Consider the following 18216-nt stretch of genomic DNA (forward strand, 5'->3'; position numbering starts at 1 on the left):
GCTTAACCCAACGATGCGTATGTCAGATAATTCTCAACCGGCCTCGTTTCTGTGCAAGGCATTTCTGATGTTGCTGTTAGCGGCACCTTTTATCAGTTCCCATTCTTTTGCTCAAACATCTGACAATCAGATTGATAAGGATAGAATGAACCGATTAAAGCGCATGTCCGACTCTCTTTCCATTGTTCGGAATTACGATGTGGCAATTGCGCTTTTTCAGGATTTCATGGGTTTGATTTACCCGATGGAAACCAAGAGTGCAGGTGAGGAGAATGATATAGCAGAGGCAATTGCAACCATTGATAAAGATTTGATTTTCAAACCACTGCCCAATGTAGTTCATTACGAAGACGAGGATGTGGTTTACGATTACATACCCCGCCCAACCGAAGTGCTGGTAGCCCAGCGTTTTTCTTGTCTCAATTCGCAAATGCCGCTGACGCTGAACGAACGGGTACATGAATTCATAGACTTTTTTACTGTCCGCCGCCGCGATTACACCATGCGGATGCTTGCCAAAAAGAACATTTACTTCCCGATTTTTGAAAAGTATCTGGCAGCATATGGCCTTCCCGATGAGTTGAAATATCTGTCCATCATAGAGTCGGCATTAAATCCGCGTGCTATTTCCCGTGCAGGGGCTGGGGGGCTGTGGCAATTTATGCCCGCAACCGGCCGCATGTACGGGCTGAAACAAAACGCTTTTATAGATGAACGCTTTGACCCCGAAAAAGCAACGGAAGCAGCTTGTAAATACCTGAAATCGCTGTATAACTTTTTCGGCGGCGATTGGGAATTGGCATTGGCTGCTTATAACTGTGGCCCCGGCAATATCCAGAAAGCCATCCGCAGGGCAGGAGGCAAGAGTAATTTTTGGGAGATTTACAACTTTTTGCCCAAAGAAACCCGCGCCTATGTGCCTATTTTCACGGCGGTGGTTTATGCGATGAACTATGCCGAGGAACACAACTTGGTGCAAGACCAGCCCTATTTCGCCATTGACTACGATGTAATCAGCATTAACAATTATGTACCGCTGCGCCATATTGCGGAAAAGTTGAATGTATGCTTGGAAGATTTGGAAGAACTCAACCCCGAGCTGAAGCGCGGCATTGTACCCGGAACGGCTGCATGGGCTTATCCTCTGCGCATCCCTGCCGACCGGATGGATTACTTTGCCGATAATTACGAAGCGATTGTAAAACCCGGCAAATCTAATGCGCAGGTGCGTTATGTGGCAGAACTCACCCGTCCGTCGCGTAAAGCAGCCGTTGTTACGCACAAGGTGCGTAGTGGCGAATCGTTGAGCACAATTGCCCAAAAGTATGGTGTCAGCATCAGCAACTTGAAAAGATGGAATAACCTGAGTTCGGATAATATTCAGGTCGGCAAAAACCTGAAAGTTACTCCGCCGACAGGCGATGGTGAACACAAACCCGTTGCTGCCACGAGCTCAACTACTGTGATAGCTTCTAACAAGCCGTTACCTGCCGAAAAATCGCAGACCGTAGTTGCCAAAAATACAATTACAAAAAATGCTGCCTCCCAAAATACGGGCAACAAAGCAGGCGTGCATATTGTGGACAGCGGCGATACACTGTGGGGTATTGCCAAACGTTACAATATGTCGGTAGAGCAACTCAAAAAACTGAACAATATCAAAGACAACAAGCTGAGCTTAGGACAGAAAATTGTGGTGCGATAACCAAATAACTCGCGCAAATCCCAAATCCGAATTCCCCATTCCCAAATCCGAACTCCGGAATGCTGTTTTGTTCAATTGCTCAACAGCGCAAAAAAATGCAGTGCTACTTGTGAGTAATTGTAATAGCCTGTTTCCCAATGAGCAATTGTGAAAAAATTGCGTGTGGTAAATTGTTGCAACTGTTCGCCGTTGAGTTGCCAGCCGGCATTGTAGGCTGTTGCCAGCCAGCGTACCTGTTCGTTGGCGGGTAGATATCGCCAATGCGGGAATCGGTACATCATCACCCGATAGAATAAGGCCAGATATTCGCTTTGCCCTTGCAAAGTTGCCAGTCGTTCCAATCGTTTTTCGCGGTTGTGTTTGATATCGGTGGTGTCTGTTGCTGACACAGGTGCAGGCAATTGGTGCCGAAGGGCAAATTTTTCAAGGCTTTCCGCAAATGCAGGCTTCATCTGAAAAAAGCCCACGGAAAAATTGGCGTAATCTTGCCCAAAGTTTACATACATCATCTCGAGGCTAATCATCTCTATGGCATTGGAGAGGGCATTGTATCTCATCAATTCCGGCGCAACGATGGCCAGCAGCACGTTTGCAGGGAGGTTTTGCGACTGCCAGTAAGCAACTGCACTGCGCCCCTCGTGTGCCAAAAGGGTTTTTGCAGCGGCAAAGTGTCGGCCAAACTTTTCTGCCAGATAGTGCGCGGCACTATCCCTGCTGATGCATTTGCCGCTGCCTCCCCAAAACAACAGGATGACAAGTATCACAAAGTTTTTTTGCATAAGTAAACGCTGCCGTCTTTGTAAGGTGCCAGCCAACTGACCGTCATTTTGCCATTTTCCATGAAGGTATTTATTTGCATGGCAACAGGCGCAACCGTTCCATCGGCAAAGGCAATGCCGCCGCGACTGACCTTGAACAGTTCTTCGCCTTTTTCGTTGAACATAGTGTTAGACAAGTCCTGATACTCACTGAATGTTTTGGTTAGTTTGCCGTTTACGTACAACTTAGTACCGTTTTGCAGCGAACAGAACGATTTGCCATCAGGGCTAAAAAAACTGTTGGCATAATCAAAAAGCAGGCTGCCGTCTTTAGCTTGCTCGACAGGGAAACGCCGCCCGTCGTTGAGAAGCAACTCTTGTTTTACTTGTTGGTAATTGCTGAAATCGGTGATAATTACTGCCGCATTTTTGCCATCGCCGGATGCCAACAGGCTGAATGCTATATTGGTAGCTTGACGGTCGGGAGGGACAATTTGCAAAGGAGTAGGCATCTGGTCGCTAATCAGGCGGTATTCCTGCCATATTTTGCTATAATCGTTGCTATAATTGGGCATTACAATAGCAAAAAAGCTCTTCCCGTCGGTGCTGAGGGCGGCTTCCTGAATTAACGCATAAGGGCCGTAGGTTTTGCCGTTATGTACGATTACCTGCTCTTCGCCTATGGGTATGCCGTTCATCATTAGCTTGCGGAATTGTATGAGCCCTTTATCTCCTTCGTTGTGAGGGGGGGAAACTTTGGCAGCAAAGCGGTACAGGTTTTTACTTGACCCTATTTCGGAGGTAATGCCGTATTGAGCTACTGTTTTGCGGTCTGAGTTTTTGATGGGTTCGCTCCACTTGCCATCCCGAAAGACCTGAATCGTTTTATTGACTTTATGACCTGCCACAAGCACCAGCTCGGTGCGGGTAGCGGTTGAAAACATCCGCGATTCATCGTAAAATATGAATGTTCCTTCGGGAAGGTCGGTTATTTTTTGTGCCATAACTGTGGCAATGGGCGTGTAGGAAAGAGCAGCATCAGGGCTTGGGAGGTTGTTGCTGCCGTTGTTATTGTTATTGTTAGCGGGTGGATTACCCGTTGGGGCAGAGGGTGCGGGTTCTTGCTTGGCCGTCCCTGATTTTTCCTCTATTTTATTTTGCACTTTCTCTTTGGCCTTTTTGAGCAGGTCGCCTACTTGCCCAAAGGCAGCGGCAGCAATAAACCATATCGCTGCCGCCGTTATTATCAGCTTTTTCATGACATTGGTATTTTTAGTTACCGAAAAGCTACAAAAAAGCTGTTAAAAAACCTAAAAAGTTACACGTTTATTACATTGACTTCCGCTTGACCCAATAGCCGAAAGCGGCAGCGGTGAAGAACATCAGCAGGCCATACAATGCGGGTGGAATGGACATGGCGGAGTCTTGTAAAACATTCAGCGCAATGTAAATGGCAAGTGTGCCGTTGTGGATACCAATTTCCATGCCGATAGCAATGGCCTGACGACGCTCTACGCGCAGCATTAGCGGAACGGTATAGCCCACGAACATGCTTAACAGATTGAAAACCAGCACAGGCAATCCAACCTGTTGAATAAAAATCCCGAGGTTGTCCTTTTCTTTCAGCGTAGCACCGGCAATTACCAGTACCAGCAAAATGGCGGAGGCAATTTTGACGGGTTTGTCCATTTTATTGGCAAATGCAGGGGCAAATCTTCTGATAATCATGCCTATGGAAACGGGCAGCAGAACAATGGCGAATACTTCCACAATTTTACCAAACTGCATGGGGATGGACTTTTCGGCGCCTACAAAATACAGCAGCGACAAATTGACAATGAGCGGAAGCGTAAAAAGGCTCAAAAGGCTGTTTACGGCTGTGAGTGTGATGTTGAGTGCCACATCACCATCGGAAAGGTGGCTGTACAGGTTGGCAGTAGCGCCACCGGGCGAGGCGGCCAACAGCATCAGACCGACGGCCAGCGCAGGTGCCAGCCCAAATGCAACGGCAATACCCCAACAGACAGCGGGCAGCAGAATCATTTGACAAAACAGCCCGATAAACGCCGCTTTGGGATATTTGACAATACGTTTAAAGTCTTCAATGGTTAGTGAAAGCCCCAGCCCCAGCATGATGATGCCCAGCGCAATCGGCAGAAATACGGTCAGTAGGTTAGATTGTTGCATAACGACACAGAGTTGATTGGTAGAACGGAAATTTACTGTTTCTACCCGTCAATTCTGCCTACTTATTGGTGCGAATTTGCCACCACAAACCGAAAAAACCTGCCATCAGGTAGAGCAGGGCAATGCCTACCAGCGTAAACTTGGCAGCAGCCATCCAATAGGCAAGCGGCGGCAGCCAAGCAGAGTTGCTGTCGGATAGCAATGCAATGAGTGCGGCGTTTTCTATGCCATCAAACAAGGCAGCCGGCCATTGCAGCCATGCAATTAAAAGCCCTGCTTTGCTGAAACCGTTGAAAAGCGCCCACGATTTGGCGATATACACACATGCCAGCGCGAGCGTCATGGAGTAAGCGATGAGGTAAAGAAAATCTAAACCCAGACCAAAAGCAGCGCGCATTTTGGCGGAGTAGTCCCATGAGTGCATCATCAGGCGTGCATTGGCAAAAGTTCCGGCAAACTCAAACGATAAGATGCCGGCAGGGGCGGCACTGTTGGTCAGGGGTGCATTTGCCCAAAACTGTGTTGCCATCAGCAAAAAAGTAGTCGCTGCCGCAACAGCCATCCACAATAAGTGTTGTTTGCGAGAAAGCGGAATAAAAGGGTGGTTCATTGACTCACTTGTTTAATGAAAGCCGTCGGTAGTTCTTCCGTTGGCTGTTCGCCGGCTGCCAATGTTCGCAGCAGCGGCAATTCTATAAAAAACGTTGTGCCGGCAAGTGTCTGTGTTTCAAACCAAATACGCCCGCCTGCATGTTCAACGCCGCGTTTTGCCAGTGCAAGCCCGATACCCGAACCGGAAAACTTGGTGCTAAAATTAGGTAAAAAAACTTTGCCGGCGATATTATCGGGGATGCCCACGCCGTTGTCTGTTACGGAAATCAGGACGCGTTCGTTTTCTAACCGTTGCAGTGCTACCTGAATATGGGCCTGTTTACCATGCGGAACAGCCTGTATGCCGTTGATAATCAGGTTGGTAACAATTTGCCCCATCAGTTGCCTGTCGCCATTGACAAAAAATTTGCCCGCAGGGAGTTGTAAAGTAACGTTGGCATTTTCTTCGTTGTGGTGCAGCAGGCAGGTTTGTCGGAGCAATTCGCCTATCTCAAACTCTTCGTTTTTCGGGATGGGCATATTGGCAAACGAAGCAAAGGATGTGGCAATATCGCTCAACGTATCTACCTGACTGAGCAAGGTTTCCAATGAGCGCCCTACCCGAGGGTTTTCGGGGGTAAGCATCCGTTGCAGGTGCTGCATGGTGAGCTTCATGGGAGTCAGCGGGTTTTTGATTTCATGGGCAACTTGTCGTGCCATTTCGCGCCATGCCGACTCCTTCTCGCTGCGTGAAAGGGCTTCTTTGCTTTCTTCCAATTGCTTCAACATGCGGTTGTAGGCATCTACCAGCAGCCCGATTTCATCGGCGGAGGAATAGTTCAGCGGCTCATTGGGTTTGTTCAGGCTTGTGCGGCCAATGGTTTTGGTAATCATCCGCAGTGGTTCGGTCAATACGCGCGATGCCAAGTAAGAAATTACCGCCATACCCAAAAAGATGAACGTAAACACATTCATAATGCTGCTCAACACGCTGATGATGCGTTTTTCGGCATTGCGTTGCGACTCAAAAAACGGAATGCCGATGATGCCCGTAATATCGCCCGAAGCGGCAGAGCGCACCGCTACATACACCGAGCTGTAAGGCAAACTGCCGATAACTTCGCTCAAAATGGTGCGTCCTTGCGGGTTCATGTTCAGTTCTGCCAGTGCTTGCGGGTTAATCAAGTCGGTTACAAGGCCGCTTTGGTAGCTGAAAGATTCATTGGAGGCCAGCAAGCGCCCCGAACGGCTGTACAGGTTCATGTACACGTTGGCCAGTTGGGCAATTTTGCTAACGTTATCTTCCAAACGGTCTTTGCTCATTGCGCCTTTGTTGTAGGCTTCCATATCGGCAGCAATGCCCGCGTTGGTGCTGATGGTTACAGCCTTTTCTATGTAGGCCTCCTGTATTTCGCGGCGGTTTTGGTTGTTCAGCAGGCTGGTAATAATTACGCTCACCACAATGAGCGGGGTAAAAAAAGCAAGGTTCAGGTAAATCTGAATGCGGGCTGTCAGGCTCATTTGGGCGCGGAGCAATTGCCACATGCCTTGCCGTAGGCCGTAGATAATCAGAATTAACAACTTGCCGCCCAGCAAGATGAGAAACAGGAATGAAAAGTTGGCAATAATGTTTTGTGCAGGGTAGATGGGCGATGAAACAATCACCTGAACGCCTTCCTTGGGCGAAAGCATCAGGTGGCGGAAATTATTAATCGTTCTGCTTACCGGAATATTGTCGGGTTGAACGTCGGTGATTGCTAAGTCTTTCAGCAAGGCAGGCGTGTAATTGAAGTTGCTGCTGCTGTAGGTCAGTTGGCCGTTGGTAATGATGGCATAGCTCATGCCTTTTTCAATGGCATCGGGCAGTAACTCTGCTGTGCGCTGAAAACTCGGATAAGCCCCAAAAGGTGTGATGCGCTTTTGCCGCAGTTCAATCACCATACGCCCAATGCGCATATCGTTTCTCATCAGGTCGGTAAAACAGACGTACATCGGTATTTCGCCGTTCAACCTGTTGATATACAGAATGTTGGGGTGCTCCGTTTTGTATTTTTCGCGGTCAAACGCAAGCATTAGCGAGTCGTAGGTGGTGTTGTAGTTGTAAGGTTCGCCGTTGCCGTCAAAGAGTAAAACGTTGGTTTCGTAGTTGTCAAAATACTTGTCTATGTGCTGTTTTTTTATTTTTTGGATGATGATGTCCTTGCTGGAATAGGATGTCAGCATCCGGTTGATGATGGTTTGGTCTACCTGAATTTTTTTTAGCGACTGTTGCAGAAGAAATTCGCCCAGTTTGTCATTGCCCTCTACCAGTTGAGCGGCTACCTTGTATTTGTTTTCCATGCGTATTTGCTGCTCGAACTGATAAATGGCAAATGCTCCCATCGTAGCGGTTACGGTAGCGCTCAAACACAGGTACAAATAAGAGAAGTAGTTAAAACTTTTCACCTTGCGGGTCAAATTGCCCATGCTGACAATCAGCAGGTAAACCGTACAAAGCATCAGCGTGTACCACTCTATATCGGCATGGGCGATTTGCAGCAGCACCGCCGAAATTAGCCCGCCAATGACAATGGCCGCCGCCATTCGCCGACGGTCGGGCAGCATGGAACTTGCCAGCCGCATGGAGATGTGGCTGATGAAGAAAAATACAAAACTGCTGAGCAAAAAAATCAGCAAACTGGTGATTTTCAATACGTCAAAGCTCGGTTCAAAAGTGATGTCTAACCTGATTTGGGAGTTGAAGTACAGATTGCGCAACAGCGAAAAGTGGAAAAAGAAAAAGGCATGTGAAAAAATCGCCAACAAGATGCTGCCTACCCATGCATAGCGTGTGCGCAAAATCTGCAAATGCTGCCGTTCAATCAGTCGGGGGTAATACAGGTAGCTGTAACTGCAAATCAGAAATACGAACAGGATATTGATAAACAAATCGGCAAGTGAGCGGGAAATAACCGACGAAGCAAAACTGGAAGAACTGAACAAGGGCAGTCGGTTAAAGGCTGCGGGGTCGTTAGCCAGCAGCAATACGAGCCTTGCCCCTATCAAAAATGTGGCCAGCAGTATCAGGCCGTCGGAGTAGCGGGCATCTGCCAGATAGGCATTGATTTGATGTCGCACCAACCATCCGGCCAGCAGCAAACTGCCAATAACGAGCAGCAGAATCAGGTTTTCCTCCGATAAACCGCCGCTGAAATGGTAATTATCGGGCAGGATGACCGAAAAAAGATACCGCCCGTCTTCGGCTTTGATGGCAAATCCTTCTTCCGGATTGCGCGATATGCTCACTTTTTCATCGGGAAAAATATCCGGATTGACACCCGGTTTGAGCAGCGGAGCATTTGTTTTGTAGCGAAACTCTAAGGGAATCAGGGCTGCAAAATGTACTCGGTCGCCGTTGTTTTGCCTGACCGACTGTTTGTAGATGATAAATGTACCGCCTGCATGGCTCATGGTTTGCACGTCAAACTTGCCGTTCAGGTCTTCGCGGTTCAGCCAAAAGCGATTGTTTGTCCACAAAAGCAACTGGTTGTTCCGAAATACCAGCACGGGATACTTGCCTTTGAAGTTCAGGTCTTGAAAGCCAAGGGTGCGCCCTGCCTGTTCGGCTTGCTCAAACTGTTGGCGGATTTCATCTACCAGCAGGCGCGCCTGTGCAAGTTCGCCTGCCAAACGGCTATTGACCGACTGCAACAGAAAGTTGGTTCCGGGCAGTGGAAGCGGCAAATAGCGTTCTGCCAGCAGGAAGGCGAGCAATAACATACCCAATACCATTCCCCATCCCCAGCGGCGGGAAATCAAAAGAGAACGCAGGTATTTTATGCCGGCACTCATTTTTGCTTTTATCATTGCTGAAATTACCGTAATTTTCGCAAAAACCATGCTTGAAGCATCCGAATTGCGGCATGGTACATATTCACTAACATCTTTACACCCTTATAACAATCCTATGAAAACAATTCGCCGCAAGTTTGTTATTTCTTTCCTGATGTTGGCGCTGCTCGTGGTTTCTTCTGTGGCCGTTCAGGCGCAAAAACGCTCCGATAAGGATTTTACAAAAGCCGAAGAAGCCTTTCAGAAGCAGGATTACCCCCAGTCCATTACACTGTTCGGAAAAGTTATCAGTCGCTATCCCGACCATGTGGCGGCTTACAGGAGACGTGCAGAGGCTTTTATGGAGTTGAAAGATTATAACAGTGCTGTGGCAGATTATACCAAAGCCATTGAAATAGCCCCCAACGATGCCGATTTGTATGCCGGCAGAGCGGCGGCGCATCGTTTGATGGGCAATTTACAGGCAGCACTGCAAGATTTGGATGCCGCCCTTTTGCTTGACAAAAAGGAAAGCAAGAACGAAAAACTGCTGAACTACCGTGCCGAACTGAACGTGCAGTTGAAAAATTATCCGCAAGCATTGATAGACTATCAACTGCTGGCTGATTTGCAACCTAACGAAGGACGCTACATACAGTTGCGCCGCGAGATGCTCTCCAAAGTCAGCGAAGAAGACCTTGCCGGTATGATGGAACTTGGCGTACTGAACATGGCGAGTTCCGGCATGGGAGGTTTGCCAACCCCAACCGCCGATGACCAAAAAACAGCAGAAGTGCGCAAGTTTATTACTGAAACCAAATTTGCTACTTTGGAAGACGGCCGCCGCTACTACTACCAACTTTCTGCCCGCAACGATTTTCCTGTCGGAAAGAAAACCGTGCTGCTCAGCCTGCTGCGCGAGAAAATCCTGACAGACGTTTACGGCGAGCATCCTTACATGGAAGATATTGAGGCCATGAAGCGCTTGGTAGAAACCGAAAACTGGATAAATCCCGAAGGCAAAAAGCGTTATTTCCAACTCATTAACGACAGTCGCTACTGGTTTACGGGCGGCGTGCAGCGCGGTGATACTTACTATTTCTACAAAGTGATGAAAGGCCGCTACTCGAGCAAGTACAAAATGCAGATGTTTGCGGTGGTGAACAATGCTTCTAACTTGGTGCTGAACAGTGAGGTGGTAATAGCCGAAGACAGCACCGGCACGCGCACCATTGAAATTCCCGTTGCCGAAAACAAAGGTTACATGTGGGTAACTTCTAAAACAGACAAACTCCGCGGCATTACCAACACAACCAACAGCAATTTGGAGTTTGAAGCCACAGGCAATATTGCACGTTTTAACAGCAGCGCAAAAACCATTGTGCCGCCTCAACAGTACGATAAGTTCATCAAACCCAATGGTGCAGAGCTAAACGATGCTATTAAGGCCACGCTGAATTACCTGATTTTGGAATATCCGAAAATGTTTGTGCTGCGCTGAGTGGCGGTGGAAATGGCTGTATACAAGCCGTTGAGCAAGTGATGCAAAAGCGTAAGCAATTTTACATTTGTAAATTATTGATAATCAAGAGTTTAAACCTGACGGGCTACAACCCGTCAGGTTTGTTTTTTGTGCAGTCTAAACGCCTACTTCTGTGGTGCTCGTTGTAGTTGCTGCGGCTGCTTTCTTCTTTTTGAGCGTATTCAGCGGTACGAGGCGCACAAAATCATGCTTGGCATGTTCCCAGTTTTGCAGGATTTTTTCTACCGTTCGGCTGCCTGTATCAATCAGGTAGTCTTGCAAAAGTTCATGGAGCTCGGCGAAATCGTCGGGTAGGGGAGCCGCCTCTGTCAGGTATTCACGGTTGATGAAGTCTTTCCTGCGGGGCTTGTAGAGGTAAATTTCTCCGCCGGTCATACCTGAACCCAGATTCTCGTCAAAATCGCCGAGGATGACTACTTTGCCGCGCGTCATGTATTCGCAGGCGTGCAGACCTACACCTTCCACAACGGCATAGGCGCCGCTGTTGCGAACGGCAAAACGGTCGCCCGCGATGCCGTGAACGTACAGCACTCCGCCTGTGGCCCCGTAAAGCGCACAATTACCGATGATGACGTTCTCTTCGGGGCGGAACCGCACGTGTTTCTGCGGCGTGATAATCAATTTGCCACCCGACATGGACTTGGCCACCGAGTCATTGGCTTCTCCGTAGAGTTTTACTTCCATGCCATCGGTCATAAATACGCCAAAACCTTGCCCGGCACTGCCTTTAAAGGTGAATTTCAGCGACTTAGTAAACGGATAGAGCGATTTATCGCGGTAGAACATTTGCCGATAGCGGTTTTCTTTGCGGGCAATTTCGCCTGCTACGGTTGCCAAAACCGCGCGGTCGGTTGCATAGATGTCATAACTGAACTCCGCATGTCGGTTTTCGGCAATGGCAGCGCGGGTATCTTCCACAATCTGCGCATTCAGCAGGCTGACACCTTCAAAGAATGGGTTCGGTTCGGTCTGATAGCCCGGCATGGGTTGCCCCAGCACAAAGCTCAAATCCAGATTGCGGCGATTAATCAGGTCGCGGGCGGCAGGGTTGATATCCAACAGGTCGGTGCGTCCGATGATTTCGTTGAGCGAAGTAAAGCCCATGAACGCCAACTTGCGGCGCACATCCTCGGCGATGTATTCCAGCATTTTCACCACGTGGTCTTTGCTGCCTTTGTATTTGGCTTTGTAAACGGGGTCGTGGGTGGTGATGCCCGCGGGGCAGGTATTTTTTTCGCAAATACGCGCCATTACGCAGCCTTCGGCTACGAGCAGCAACTTGCCGAAATTGTATTCTTCTGCGCCCATAATGGCAGCCATAACAATATCTTCGCCGGTGCTCAGGCCGCCGTCGGTGCGGAGTCGCACATGTTGGCGGAGGCCGTTTTGAAGCAGTGCCCTGTGTACTTCCACCAACCCAAACTCCCAAGGCAACCCTGCGTGTTTCATGGAACTTAGCGAAGCGGCTCCCGTTCCGCCATCGCCACCGACTACGTCAATCACATCAGCGCCTGCTTTGGCCACACCTACGGCAATCGTTCCGATGTTTGCGCCTGCCACTAATTTCACGTTTACTTTGGCTTCGGGCGAAATCTGTTTTAACTCGTAGATGAGCTGTTTGAGGTCTTCAATGCTGTAAATATCGTGCAGCGGCGGCGGCGAAATTAAATCTACGCCGGGGTTGCTGTAACGTGCGCGGGCGATGTCGGCATTTACTTTGATGCTCATCAATTGGCCGCCTTCACCGGGTTTAGCACCTTGTGCCACCTTGATTTGCAATTCGCTGCCCGAAACCAGATACAGTGCCGTTACGCCAAAGCGCGCCGATGCCACTTGTTTGGTGGTGGCAGTAATGCCTTCGGTGAAGTAATACGGGTTTTCGCCACCTTCGCCGCTGTTGCTGCGTCCGCCTATTTCCTGCATGGCCAAAATGATATCGCGCTGCGCCTCGGCACTGATAGCACCAAAACTCATCGCTCCCGAACCAAAACGGCGAAGAATATTACTGCGCGGCTCTACCTGCTCCACGGGCACGGGCGTTGTCGCTTTTTTGAGTGCAAACAGGTGACGAACGTTCACAGGCGCTTGGCGGATACCCATTTTGAGGTATTCATCGTAGAGTTCCATGTTGTTCAGTTCTTTGCCCGTATCGCGCACCAATTGGTGGATAATTTTTGAGCGGGCAAAGGTCATGGAGTGTTTTTCGCCTTGTGTGCCGATGGTATCTTCCCGATAGAGGAAATTATTGACCAACTGCTGCTTTTCTTCGTATTTGCGGCAAATTTCCAGCTTGGTCAGCACCTCATCGGCAATGCCGCTGACCGTAAGACCTCCGAGCACGTTGTGTACGTGCGGGAAATAGCGCGAAGTAACTTCTTTGTTCAACCCTACAATGCTGAACAGCTTAGCGCTCTGGTAGCTGCGCAATACGGAGATGCCCATTTTGGACATAATTTTCAGCAAGCCTTCTTTCAGGGCTTTGAGTATGTTCTGCTCTTTCTCGTCGGCAGAAAGCTCTACTTTGCCGATTTTGTGTGCTGTTTCAAAACGTGCCAATTGCAGCGCAAGGTATGGGCAAACAGCCACTGCACCAAACCCGATGAGGCAGGCCACGTGATGGGTGGTTTTAATTTCGCCCGAATCCACCACTATGGAGGCCTCGAGCCGCAGTCCGGCATCGGTAAGGGCTACAATTACGGCACGCAGCGCCAACAGGGCAGGAATGGGTGGATTTTCGTAGTCCGCGTTGCGGTCGCTGAGGATGATAACGGAAATTTCGCCGCCATTGACCGCATCCACTACGGCCTTGCCCAACTCATCCAACTTGCGTTGCATACCCACTGCACCGTTTTTGCGTTTAAAAGTCGTGTCAAATTCGGCAGCCACAGGACGATAAACGCCTTCGCGCGAATTTTTCAGTTCTCTTACAAATGCCATTTCGCCCAATGAAAGGATGGGACTTTTCAGTTCAAAGGCAGGCGGCGGCGGAATAAGCTCCTTTTGAGCAAAAATATTAGGCTTTTTGCCTAAATAATTAATCATATCGGTTACATTTTTCTCCCGCAGATAGTCCAACGGTGGATTAGTAACCTGTGCAAAAGTCTGGTAGAAGTAGTCAAAGAATGAGCGGGGTTCTTCGGAGAAAATATTGATGCGTGCCGTGTCGCCCATAGAGCCGATAGGTTCTTTGCCTGTACTCATCATCGGAATCAGGATGCGGGCGATGTCTTCTTCGGTGTAGGCAAACAAGTACTTTTTGTCAAGCAAGGGGATTTCTGCCTCTGTGCCGAGGTTCTCCATCGGCAGCAGGCGTGCGTCGTAGTGTGCGCCAATGTTTTCGCGTGAGTCGCTTGGGTCGCAGAAGCTGATACTGCCCGTAATCAGGTTCATGGTAACGCCTGTTCCGGCATTGAGTGTTCCCTTTTGCAAAATATCGGCTTCGTCCAAATCAAACGAACCGGCTTCGGAAGAGAGGTAAAAATATTTTTCCGTCATCGCCCAACGGCAGGGGCGGAAGCCGTTGCGGTCTAATCGCGCACCTACCTTATTGCCCGTTCCGAAGGTAATCAGGGCGGGGCCGTCCCAAGGCTCCATGGCGCGGCTCCAAAAGCGGTAAAAATCTTTGTCGGCTTTGGCGGGCGGAATCATAATCGCCAGAATGTCCTCTATGTAGCGGATACTGCTGCGAAATGCCAATGCTTCCACCATTTCGTTCAAACTGCCCGAATCGCTCACCTTGTAGTGGTTGAGCAGTTCGTCTTTTTTAAGACCGAGGGCTTTTTCCCGCGAAAAAGCCCATGAGCGATTGCCCTGAATCGTATTGATTTCGCCGTTGTGGCTGATGAAGCGGAAAGGCTGCGCTTTGTCCCAAGTGCTGACCGTGTTGGTGCTGAACCGCCGGTGGAAAATACCGAAGCGGGTTTTGAATGCAGGATTTTGCAGGTCTAAGTAGAAACGTCCCAAATCTTCTGCACGAATCAGCCCTTTGTAAACAATGGTGTTGGCCGAAAGCGAGGTGAAGAAAAATTCGGGTACTTCCTGTGCATCTTTTTGACGAATGCGGTTGAATTGCTTTGCCTGATACAGGAGTTTGTCAAAAGAATAGTCCGTGCGGCAATGTTTGGGTCGGGCAATAATGGCATGGCGCATATCGGGCATTGAGGCGCGGGCTTGTGGCCCCAACACATCTGGGTTTATGGGTACATCGCGGTATTCAATCACTTCCAGCCCCATGAGTGAAAACGATTCTTCAAAGGTTTTGAGCGCAATGCGTTGCTTTTCCGCATCGGTTGGCAGAAACAGCGAGGCTACTGCTACTTCACCCCGTTTATACCCCAGCAAATCAAAGGGAATGTCGGTCATAATGCCGGCACCGTCGCCGGTGATGCGGTCGGCAGCACAGCCGCCACGGTGTTCTTCGCATGTCAAGGCATATAATGCCTGTTGTAAAATCCGGTGGTCATACTCACCCTGTCGGCTGGCAACGAACCCTACGCCGCAAGCCGATTTTTCGTTTTCCTGAAAAAATTGCCCCATTGTTTACGTAATTTTTAATTTAACTGGCAATATAGTGAATGAATTCTAAAAAACAGGCCTAAGTGGTGGGGATTTTTTAAAGAACAATGTTGGCGGGTTTTGGAATGTTGCACACGCCGTTGCACGTCGTTCACAAACCACCTGAACCTATGTTGTTCATGTGGGCACGAATAACTGCAAAAAGCACAGCAAAAACCGTAGGTTTGTCATCTTAGTAGCGTTGCCAGAACCTTCTCTGCTGTGCGACGTGCAACGGAACATCGCATCTGCATACATATGTAAATAATTTTTAGAACACGTATTTGTGTATTTTCTTATCAAAAACTAATACTCCCAAAGAAATATATAAGTTATTCTGTGTTATATTATTTGTTGCAACATATTGATTTGCACTAAAATGGATATTGATACTATCCTTGTAGAATTATTTTTGCAGCACTGCAACCTCTCTCAACTATTTTGCATATCGGTAATATGCCAAACCAATTACTCTCTGCTATTATTTGCGGTACAGCATCCGTAAGTAAGCACCTGACTGCGTTACTTCATTCCCTTATTAGGGTCAAACAAGAGGCAACGGATGTACGTCTTTTGCCCGGCTTAGCCTATGCAATCCGGCCTGATGTGGTGATTGTATGTTGTGTGGCGAAATATTCCTGTCCGCTGGCGCATCTGCGCTGCTTGCAAACGCACCTGCCCCACTGTCCCATTATTATTTACAGCGACCGTTCACCTGAACATTGGGCAGAAATATCCCCGCGTGCACTGATACATCCGAAGGATGATAGGATGGAATGGGCTACCTGCCTGCGCAATTTAAGCAACGGAAGAACCTATACTTCACCTTTGCTGGCCTCGCAAGCTACCCTGCAAGGCGCAGATGGTAGCACAAGACTGACTAATATGGAACAAAAAGTTTTAAATATACTGAAAGAGTTGCCCGATGTGCGTCCTACGGAACTATTGCATATCAGTAAGCATACACTCAAAAACCATAAAACCAACATTGCAAAAAAATTGCATCTCAAATCTGCAAGAGAGTTGCAAAAATGGATTCAGGAAAACAAAAAATAGGAAAAAAGCTGCGCGTTTTCCTATTTTTTAGCAGCAATTGGGCTATTAATTTTGCGGTAGTCAATTAAAAACAATTCCTTTTGCATGAAAAAATCCTTGTTATCACTGAAACTTATGATGTTAATGATGATTGGTAACTCGTGCCAAAATTCATTATCAGAGCTTGACAAAGAAATATCTTTATCAGGTACTACACATCAGGTAGATTTATTAGAGCGGTTTTCTGATAAATCTGTAAATAATTTTTTGCGGTTTGAATCTATTGAAGAACTGAAATAAGCATACAACAGCCGCGCAACAGGGGGGGCGTTAGCTCGTTTAAATTCGCGGACAGTTGGTTTTCGTTCCTTAGAGGATGCGAGAAATGATGAGTATGCACGGTTTATGAATACGTATGAACGAACAATTCGAGATTTGAAACCCACTGACTATCTCAAAGCATTAGCAATTGAAAGCAGTGTCCAAAAAAGTCTTAACAAGTATGAAGGCCTTATATCTTTTTCAATGGACAAAGGCTTTGATATTGATATGGTTTGGAGTATTTATGCACCTTTTGTAAATGAAAGAGGTATTGTTCAAATAGGCAATGATTTGTACCAGTTTGATACGCAGAACGTCAAAATTAAACGTAATGCTTCTGTATCAGATATTCCAAGCTTACTTGCGGCAAAGAGCAGTAATCAGAAACAAGAGATAGAAGTTATTCCTACAAGAGTAACGGGAGCATCGCCTTCTAATGGTCGTATTGAGGATGCATCTTATGGGACATTAGTCAGAAATCGTTTTTGCCAAAATTCATTATCTGCACATAGAATTTTAGTTTATGAAGACTTGTATCGTAAACTTGGTCCTTTGCAAGGATTTAATATAGTAATAACCTTGCGCGGGCTCCAGAGAGTTGGTCTTTTCTTTTGGGGTGATTTTTATAATGGAGAGTTAAGTGGTACATGTAGCTACCAATTTCAGGGAGAATCTCCCCAATTTAGAGTTATTCCAATGATTGTAGATACGAAGAATGAATTTAGTTTTGATGCGACCAATAATGGTAATCTAAACTGTACAAATGGTACTTGTTTATCAGCAACCACGTACGGTCAAATGCGGGTACCTGGTGCTGGTATTGCTCAATGTACAATCATGCCTTAAATGTTTTTATTGATATAATTATGAAAAGAGCTCATGTGGTTTTTTCACTATGCCTGTTACTTATTACTTATTACGTATTACGCAAATGCACAGACATCTGTGGAAACAGGTTACCAATCATCGTGGATAATTAAAGGCGGTTTTAACCAATCTACTCAGGATATCAGTAGAATTACAGCGATAGTTCCGCCTGGGCCTGATGGAGGGATCTCTTATAATGGTATAAGATCAGGTGCCTTACAAGAACGTTCTTCTTATCATTTAGGGATATTTCGTGAATGGCATCTGAGGGGTGGCCTCAACTTCATTTCCGGTTTGTCTTTTCGCCAAAAAGGGGGTATCATGACTACTCTTAGAGAACCTGCATTATCAAGTAATCAGCATCTGATTACAAACTATATCAGCTTGGATGGGAATGTTAAATATTTGTTTGGTAAAAATCCAAGATTACAACCTTATCTGACAGCTGGTTTCCGGGTAGATTATTTATTATCACGCAACGATAATGACTATTTTGATATGTTATACACCTTCAGTCGGCAGCGTCGTTTTGATTTTGGTCCGGTGTTAGGGGCAGGTGTACAAACAAAAATTGGAAAGCAGCGCATTTTGTTTGAAGCCGAATACAATCCGGGGATTTTTCCTGTGATAACTCCGAGCCTTCTTCCAACTATAGCTTTTAATAAATCTTATGCCTTTACCATAGGTTTTATATTCTAAAACGGGATTTATGGAGAGTTAGGCGAAGAGGCCGTCCGAAAAGGGGCGGCCTTTTTCATTAAGTACTAGCCAATAACAGAGTTTGGTTGTGCTTTATGGGCAAGCATGGCTTGTAAAACAGGGTTGTTAGCCTCCGCAAGGCGCGA

The 18216-nt window shown here is 47.5% G+C and carries 12 protein-coding genes; 6 read left to right on the plus strand and 6 right to left on the minus strand.

The features are described from left to right. Positions 1 to 19: 19 nt before the first annotated feature. Complete coding sequence (locus NDK19_RS16340; protein WP_250632983.1) at positions 20 to 1705, plus strand: lytic transglycosylase domain-containing protein; 1686 nt, start codon at positions 20 to 22, stop codon at positions 1703 to 1705. A gap of 71 nt (positions 1706 to 1776) precedes the next feature. Here the strand turns inward: NDK19_RS16340 and NDK19_RS16345 are convergent, their stop codons facing one another. The 5 genes from NDK19_RS16345 to NDK19_RS16365 all read right to left on the minus strand — a co-directional run bounded on the left by NDK19_RS16345 (position 1777) and on the right by NDK19_RS16365 (position 9072). Next, on the minus strand, positions 1777 to 2484 hold the full coding sequence (locus NDK19_RS16345) for a hypothetical protein (protein WP_250632984.1): 708 nt from the start codon (positions 2482 to 2484) through the stop codon (positions 1777 to 1779). Continuing rightward, the gene (locus NDK19_RS16350; protein WP_250632985.1) at positions 2466 to 3722 is read right to left on the minus strand and encodes a hypothetical protein; all 1257 of its coding nucleotides are present in this window, start codon (positions 3720 to 3722) and stop codon (positions 2466 to 2468) included. Before NDK19_RS16350 ends, NDK19_RS16345 begins: the two co-directional genes overlap by 19 nt. Positions 3723 to 3792: 70 nt before the next feature. Next, positions 3793 to 4650 (minus strand): bile acid:sodium symporter family protein, encoded by an 858-nt coding sequence (locus NDK19_RS16355; RefSeq protein ID WP_250632986.1) that lies wholly within the window; start codon positions 4648 to 4650, stop codon positions 3793 to 3795. Positions 4651 to 4708: 58 nt separating this feature from the next. Continuing rightward, positions 4709 to 5260: a hypothetical protein gene (locus NDK19_RS16360; RefSeq protein WP_250632987.1), complete on the minus strand. Its 552-nt coding sequence runs from the start codon at positions 5258 to 5260 to the stop codon at positions 4709 to 4711. After that, positions 5257 to 9072, minus strand: a complete 3816-nt coding sequence (locus NDK19_RS16365; RefSeq protein WP_250632988.1) for a sensor histidine kinase — start codon at positions 9070 to 9072, stop codon at positions 5257 to 5259. The genes NDK19_RS16360 and NDK19_RS16365 overlap by 4 nt, the downstream gene beginning before the upstream one ends. A gap of 115 nt (positions 9073 to 9187) precedes the next feature. Here NDK19_RS16365 and NDK19_RS16370 point away from each other — a divergent pair, with 115 nt between their 5' ends. After that, positions 9188 to 10552, plus strand: coding sequence for a tetratricopeptide repeat protein (locus tag NDK19_RS16370; RefSeq protein ID WP_250632989.1), 1365 nt, complete (start codon positions 9188 to 9190; stop codon positions 10550 to 10552). Between the two features lie 138 nt (positions 10553 to 10690). Here NDK19_RS16370 and gltB read toward each other — a convergent pair whose 3' ends face one another. After that, a complete protein-coding gene (gene gltB / locus NDK19_RS16375) occupies positions 10691 to 15130 on the minus strand; it encodes a glutamate synthase large subunit (protein WP_250632990.1) in 4440 nt (1479 codons plus the stop codon). 474 nt (positions 15131 to 15604) lie between these two features. Between gltB and NDK19_RS16380 the strand changes: the two genes are divergently transcribed. The 4 genes from NDK19_RS16380 to NDK19_RS16395 all read left to right on the plus strand — a co-directional run bounded on the left by NDK19_RS16380 (position 15605) and on the right by NDK19_RS16395 (position 18070). Next, positions 15605 to 16204 carry a response regulator transcription factor gene (locus NDK19_RS16380; protein ID WP_250632991.1) on the plus strand — a complete coding sequence of 200 codons (600 nt, stop codon included), beginning with the start codon at positions 15605 to 15607 and terminating at the stop codon, positions 16202 to 16204. An 84-nt stretch (positions 16205 to 16288) separates the two neighbouring features. Next, entirely contained in the window at positions 16289 to 16483 is a 195-nt protein-coding gene (locus NDK19_RS16385) for a hypothetical protein (RefSeq protein ID WP_250632992.1), read from the plus strand. Between the two features lie 135 nt (positions 16484 to 16618). Continuing rightward, on the plus strand, positions 16619 to 17350 hold the full coding sequence (locus NDK19_RS16390; RefSeq protein WP_250632993.1) for a hypothetical protein: 732 nt from the start codon (positions 16619 to 16621) through the stop codon (positions 17348 to 17350). A 99-nt stretch (positions 17351 to 17449) separates the two neighbouring features. Continuing rightward, complete coding sequence (locus tag NDK19_RS16395) at positions 17450 to 18070, plus strand: outer membrane beta-barrel protein (protein WP_250632994.1); 621 nt, start codon at positions 17450 to 17452, stop codon at positions 18068 to 18070. Positions 18071 to 18216: the final 146 nt, after the last annotated feature.

It is taken from the genome of Rhodoflexus caldus, assembly GCF_021206925.1.
Taxonomy (GTDB): Bacteria; Bacteroidota; Bacteroidia; order Cytophagales; family Thermoflexibacteraceae; genus Rhodoflexus; species Rhodoflexus caldus.

Excerpts from the sequence above, each read along its gene's own strand:
- NDK19_RS16360 (WP_250632987.1), bottom strand. The coding sequence starts at position 5,260 with ATGAACCACCCTTTTATTCCGCTTTCTCGCAAACAACACTTATTGTGG.
- NDK19_RS16345 (WP_250632984.1), bottom strand. The coding sequence starts at position 2,484 with ATGCAAAAAAACTTTGTGATACTTGTCATCCTGTTGTTTTGGGGAGGC.
- NDK19_RS16340 (WP_250632983.1), top strand. The coding sequence starts at position 20 with ATGTCAGATAATTCTCAACCGGCCTCGTTTCTGTGCAAGGCATTTCTG.
- NDK19_RS16355 (WP_250632986.1), bottom strand. The coding sequence starts at position 4,650 with ATGCAACAATCTAACCTACTGACCGTATTTCTGCCGATTGCGCTGGGC.
- NDK19_RS16380 (WP_250632991.1), top strand. The coding sequence starts at position 15,605 with ATGCCAAACCAATTACTCTCTGCTATTATTTGCGGTACAGCATCCGTA.
- NDK19_RS16385 (WP_250632992.1), top strand. The coding sequence starts at position 16,289 with ATGAAAAAATCCTTGTTATCACTGAAACTTATGATGTTAATGATGATT.
- NDK19_RS16365 (WP_250632988.1), bottom strand. The coding sequence starts at position 9,072 with ATGAGTGCCGGCATAAAATACCTGCGTTCTCTTTTGATTTCCCGCCGC.
- NDK19_RS16370 (WP_250632989.1), top strand. The coding sequence starts at position 9,188 with ATGAAAACAATTCGCCGCAAGTTTGTTATTTCTTTCCTGATGTTGGCG.
- NDK19_RS16350 (WP_250632985.1), bottom strand. The coding sequence starts at position 3,722 with ATGAAAAAGCTGATAATAACGGCGGCAGCGATATGGTTTATTGCTGCC.
- gltB (WP_250632990.1), bottom strand. The coding sequence starts at position 15,130 with ATGGGGCAATTTTTTCAGGAAAACGAAAAATCGGCTTGCGGCGTAGGG.